The organism is Streptomyces sp. NPDC057654, assembly GCF_042800135.1.
Lineage (GTDB): Bacteria > Actinomycetota > Actinomycetes > Streptomycetales > Streptomycetaceae > Streptomyces.
In genome coordinates this window covers 1-2,455 of the sequence record NZ_JBHVHQ010001097.1, presented here as the reverse complement: position 1 = coordinate 2,455, position 2,455 = coordinate 1, and the positions used below count along the sequence as shown (strand labels likewise).

Sequence of the window (2,455 nt, the reverse complement as noted above, 5' to 3'; positions counted from 1 at the left end):
TCGCCGAGTCGTTCGGACGCCGGTCCGCCCGCGGCGAGCGCGGCGACGACCGGCAGGGACTTCTTGCGCTGACGCAGGTCGCTCCAGGTCTGCTTGCCGGTGGACTCCGGGTCGCCCCAGATGCCGAGCAGATCGTCGATGGCCTGGAAGGCGAGCCCGAGGTGGTAGCCGTACGCCTCCAGGGTGTCGGCCATGCGGTCGTCGGCGCCGCCGAGCACCGCGCCGATGGAGGCGGCGCAGGCGAGCAGTGCGCCCGTCTTGTTGCCCTCCATCTCCAGGCACTCCTCGACGGTGACGCGCTCGCGGTGCTCGTAGGAGATGTCCTGGGCCTGGCCGTCGATGAGCTTGCGGGTGGCGGCGGTGAGCCGGCGGGTGGCGCGGCCGGCTTCGACCGTGCCGAGCTCCAGCAGGATTTCGTTGGCGAGTGCGAAGAGCGCGTCGCCCACGAGGATGGCCTGGGCGGGGCCGTGCACCTTCCAGACCGTGTCGCGGTGGCGGCGCTGCTCGTCGCCGTCCATCAGGTCGTCGTGCAGCAGCGAGAAGTTGTGTACGAGCTCCACGGCCACGGCGCCGGGGATGCCGGCTTCGGGGGGCCGGCCGGCGGCCTCCGCGGAGAGCAGCGCGAGGGCGGGGCGTACGGCCTTGCCGCCGTCGCCGTGCGCCGCGTGCCCTTCGGCGTCGATCCAGCCGAAGTGGTAGGCGGCCACGGTGTCCATGGGCGGCGCGAGCCGGTCCACGGCGGCACGCAGCACCGGCGTGGCAAGTGTCCGTCCGCGCTCCAGCAGCGCCAGGACTCCTGCGGTGTCGACAGCTGGGATCGCCGAAGTCACGGTCTCTCCTCTGTTAACGGTTTTGGTGCTCATGCCGCCTCCTGCAAAGGGAACGGGAGCGGGCGGCCCAGGCGGGAGAGGGCCGCTGCGGCGGCGCTCAGGCCGCTGCGGACAGCGCCCTCCATGGTCGCGGGCCAGCCGGTGGCGGTCCACGCACCGGCCAGATACAGGCCGGGCGCGTTCGTGGGGGCGGGCGGTCGCAGCCGTCCGACGCCGGGGGTGGGCGCGAACGTCGCGGTCCGCTCACGGGTGACGAAGAAGTCCCGGATCCCGGCGCCGCGGGCGGCGGGCAGCAGCCGCTCCAGCTCCGGCAGGTATTTCGCGCGCAGTTCGGCGACCGGGCGGTCGATGTCGTCCTGTGCGGCGGACTGGGACACCGCCAGGTACTGGCAGCCCCGGCCGCCCGGAGTGTCGGCGAGGCCGGAGGCGTCGGTGCGGTCGAAGACCCACTGCACGGGGCTGCCGAGGGCGCTGAAGAACGGCCGGCGCAGTACCTTGCGATCGTAAATGACGTGCAGGTTGAGGATCGGCGCGGTGCCGATGTCCAGCAGCCGGTCCGGATCGTCGAGGGCGCCGTCGGGGAGCAGGCCGTGCGTCTCGCGCTGCGGTACGGCGAGGACGACGGTGTCGGCTTCGAGCCGCTCGGCGCCCGCGTCGGACTCCACGCCGACCTGCCAGCCGCCGTCGTCGGTGCGGGTGAGGGCGGTGGCGCGGGTGCGCAGCGCGGTGCGTACGCCGGCCTTGTCGAGGGCGGCGCGGGCGCGGGTGTCGTGGAGTTCGCCGAGGGGCGCGCGGGCCCAGCCGATGTCGGCGGCGCCGGGGGCGGAGAGCAGTCCGGTCTTGAAGACCATGGCGGCGAGGCCCAGGGAGGACTGGCCGGCGGTGGCGTTGAGGGTGGCGACGCCGACGAGGTCCCAGAGCGCTTCGACGGCGCGGTCGGACTGGCCGTGGCGGCGCAGCCAGGTGCCGAAGTCCTCGCCGTCCAGGGCGGGATCGGCGGGGTCGAGGCCGCCGAGCGCGAGGGCGGCGCGGCCCACGTTGGCGCGCTCGGCGAGGGAGAGGTGCGGATACGTCGCGAGGCTCGCGGCGAGGTGCAGCGGTACGGGCAGCGCGGTGCGGCGCAGCCGTCCGAGGCGGGGGCCGCGGGGGTGGCCGACGTCGAGGACGGGGACGTCCAGACGGTCTTGCAGGGGCGCGAGGGCAGTCGCGTCGACGCGCTCCAGGAACCACTGGTAGGCGGTGCAGCAGCGCAGGTAGACGTGCTGGCCGTTGTCGACGGTCAGTTCGCCGCGGGTGAAGGAGAAGGCGAGGCCGCCGAGCCGGGGCCGGCCTTCGACCAGGGTGACGCGCAGTCCCTCGTCGGCGAGGGCGAGGGCGGCCGTCACTCCGGCGAGGCCGCCGCCGACGACCACCGCGGAGCCGTCGCTCTCGCCGCGCGCCGGGTCGTGCGCCCGGGTGTCCCGCGGCCGCGGCGCGCTCCGGGGCGTGCCGTGCCCGGGGCCTCGCTGTTCGCCCCTGTTCGGTTCCTTCGCCACCGGCCGGGCCGCCCCGGCGGGGCGGCCGGGCGGTCGCGGCCTGGGCCGGGCGGGCCGGGCCGGTGGGGGGGGCGGCCTGCGGCCACCGCC

At 75.5% G+C, this 2,455-nt stretch carries 2 protein-coding genes; both read right to left on the bottom strand.

The annotated features are described in order from the left end of the window. Positions 1-863 (bottom strand): polyprenyl synthetase family protein (locus ACFU99_RS40865; RefSeq protein WP_384403021.1); only part of this gene is annotated, 863 nt, incomplete at its 3' end. Next, positions 860-2,242, bottom strand: coding sequence for a hydroxysqualene dehydroxylase HpnE (gene hpnE / locus ACFU99_RS40860; RefSeq protein ID WP_384403024.1), 1,383 nt, complete (start codon positions 2,240-2,242; stop codon positions 860-862). The genes hpnE and ACFU99_RS40865, both read right to left, overlap by 4 nt. Between the last annotated feature and the right edge of the window lie 213 nt (positions 2,243-2,455).